Annotated in this window: 1 rRNA gene; it reads right to left on the bottom strand. The window is 52.5% G+C overall.

Going from position 1 to position 3,144, the window contains the following annotated elements:
- Positions 1-129: 129 nt before the first annotated feature.
- Positions 130-3,034: ribosomal RNA gene (locus tag AACU19_RS20095) — 23S ribosomal RNA — on the bottom strand.
- Between the last annotated feature and the right edge of the window lie 110 nt (positions 3,035-3,144).

The raw sequence follows: 3,144 nt of genomic DNA, 5'->3' as shown, positions 1-3,144 counted from the left end.
GGTCAGGTGGGACCACCGCGCTAAGGCCGCCAGGCAAATTCTGTTTCATCAGACCGCTTCTGCGTTCTGATTTAATCTGTATCAGGCTGAAAATCTTCTCTCAATCCGCCAAAACATCTTCGGCGTTGTAAGGTTAAGCCTCACGGTTCATTAGTACCGGTTAGCTCAACGCATCGCTGCGCTTACACACCCGGCCTATCAACGTCGTCGTCTTCAACGTTCCTTCAGGACCCTTAAAGGGTCAGGGAGAACTCATCTCGGGGCAAGTTTCGTGCTTAGATGCTTTCAGCACTTATCTCTTCCGCATTTAGCTACCGGGCAGTGCCATTGGCATGACAACCCGAACACCAGTGATGCGTCCACTCCGGTCCTCTCGTACTAGGAGCAGCCCCCCTCAGTTCTCCAGCGCCCACGGCAGATAGGGACCGAACTGTCTCACGACGTTCTAAACCCAGCTCGCGTACCACTTTAAATGGCGAACAGCCATACCCTTGGGACCTACTTCAGCCCCAGGATGTGATGAGCCGACATCGAGGTGCCAAACACCGCCGTCGATATGAACTCTTGGGCGGTATCAGCCTGTTATCCCCGGAGTACCTTTTATCCGTTGAGCGATGGCCCTTCCATTCAGAACCACCGGATCACTATGACCTGCTTTCGCACCTGCTCGCGCCGTCACGCTCGCAGTCAAGCTGGCTTATGCCATTGCACTAACCTCCTGATGTCCGACCAGGATTAGCCAACCTTCGTGCTCCTCCGTTACTCTTTAGGAGGAGACCGCCCCAGTCAAACTACCCACCAGACACTGTCCGCAACCCCGATAAGGGGCCTACGTTAGAACATCAAACATTAAAGGGTGGTATTTCAAGGTCGGCTCCATGCAGACTGGCGTCCACACTTCAAAGCCTCCCACCTATCCTACACATCAAGGCTCAATGTTCAGTGTCAAGCTATAGTAAAGGTTCACGGGGTCTTTCCGTCTTGCCGCGGGTACACTGCATCTTCACAGCGAGTTCAATTTCACTGAGTCTCGGGTGGAGACAGCCTGGCCATCATTACGCCATTCGTGCAGGTCGGAACTTACCCGACAAGGAATTTCGCTACCTTAGGACCGTTATAGTTACGGCCGCCGTTTACCGGGGCTTCGATCAAGAGCTTCGCGTTACCGCTAACCCCATCAATTAACCTTCCGGCACCGGGCAGGCGTCACACCGTATACGTCCACTTTCGTGTTTGCACAGTGCTGTGTTTTTAATAAACAGTTGCAGCCAGCTGGTATCTTCGACTGATTTCAGCTCCACGAGCAAGTCGCTTCACCTACATATCAGCGTGCCTTCTCCCGAAGTTACGGCACCATTTTGCCTAGTTCCTTCACCCGAGTTCTCTCAAGCGCCTTGGTATTCTCTACCTGACCACCTGTGTCGGTTTGGGGTACGATTTAATGTTACCTGATGCTTAGAGGCTTTTCCTGGAAGCAGGGCATTTGTTGCTTCAGCACCGTAGTGCCTCGTCATCACGCCTCAGCCTTGATTTTCCGGATTTGCCTGGAAAACCAGCCTACACGCTTAAACCGGGACAACCGTCGCCCGGCCAACATAGCCTTCTCCGTCCCCCCTTCGCAGTAACACCAAGTACAGGAATATTAACCTGTTTCCCATCGACTACGCCTTTCGGCCTCGCCTTAGGGGTCGACTCACCCTGCCCCGATTAACGTTGGACAGGAACCCTTGGTCTTCCGGCGAGCGGGCTTTTCACCCGCTTTATCGTTACTTATGTCAGCATTCGCACTTCTGATACCTCCAGCATACCTCACAGTACACCTTCACAGGCTTACAGAACGCTCCCCTACCCAACAACGCATAAGCGTCGCTGCCGCAGCTTCGGTGCATGGTTTAGCCCCGTTACATCTTCCGCGCAGGCCGACTCGACCAGTGAGCTATTACGCTTTCTTTAAATGATGGCTGCTTCTAAGCCAACATCCTGGCTGTCTGGGCCTTCCCACATCGTTTCCCACTTAACCATGACTTTGGGACCTTAGCTGGCGGTCTGGGTTGTTTCCCTCTTCACGACGGACGTTAGCACCCGCCGTGTGTCTCCCGTGATAACATTCTCCGGTATTCGCAGTTTGCATCGGGTTGGTAAGTCGGGATGACCCCCTTGCCGAAACAGTGCTCTACCCCCGGAGATGAATTCACGAGGCGCTACCTAAATAGCTTTCGGGGAGAACCAGCTATCTCCCGGTTTGATTGGCCTTTCACCCCCAGCCACAAGTCATCCGCTAATTTTTCAACATTAGTCGGTTCGGTCCTCCAGTTAGTGTTACCCAACCTTCAACCTGCCCATGGCTAGATCACCGGGTTTCGGGTCTATACCCTGCAACTTAACGCCCAGTTAAGACTCGGTTTCCCTTCGGCTCCCCTATTCGGTTAACCTTGCTACAGAATATAAGTCGCTGACCCATTATACAAAAGGTACGCAGTCACCCCATAAAGAGGCTCCCACTGCTTGTACGTACACGGTTTCAGGTTCTTTTTCACTCCCCTCGCCGGGGTTCTTTTCGCCTTTCCCTCACGGTACTGGTTCACTATCGGTCAGTCAGGAGTATTTAGCCTTGGAGGATGGTCCCCCCATATTCAGACAGGATACCACGTGTCCCGCCCTACTCATCGAGCTCACAGCATGTGCATTTTTGTGTACGGGGCTGTCACCCTGTATCGCGCGCCTTTCCAGACGCTTCCACTAACACACACACTGATTCAGGCTCTGGGCTCCTCCCCGTTCGCTCGCCGCTACTGGGGGAATCTCGGTTGATTTCTTTTCCTCGGGGTACTTAGATGTTTCAGTTCCCCCGGTTCGCCTCATTAACCTATGGATTCAGTTAATGATAGTGTGACGAATCACACTGGGTTTCCCCATTCGGAAATCGCCGGTTATAACGGTTCATATCACCTTACCGACGCTTATCGCAGATTAGCACGTCCTTCATCGCCTCTGACTGCCAGGGCATCCACCGTGTACGCTTAGTCGCTTAACCTCACAACCCGAAGATGTTTCACTTCTGATTGCGAAAATTTGAGAGACTCACGAACAACTCTCGTTGTTCAGTGTTTCAATTTTCAGCTTGATCCAGATTTTTAAAGAGCA

Source organism: Escherichia sp. MOD1-EC4550 (assembly GCF_963876935.1).
GTDB lineage: Bacteria > Pseudomonadota > Gammaproteobacteria > Enterobacterales > Enterobacteriaceae > Escherichia > Escherichia coli_F.
The sequence above is the reverse complement of the archived record's forward strand: the minus strand, read 5'-3'. Positions and strand labels throughout refer to the sequence as shown.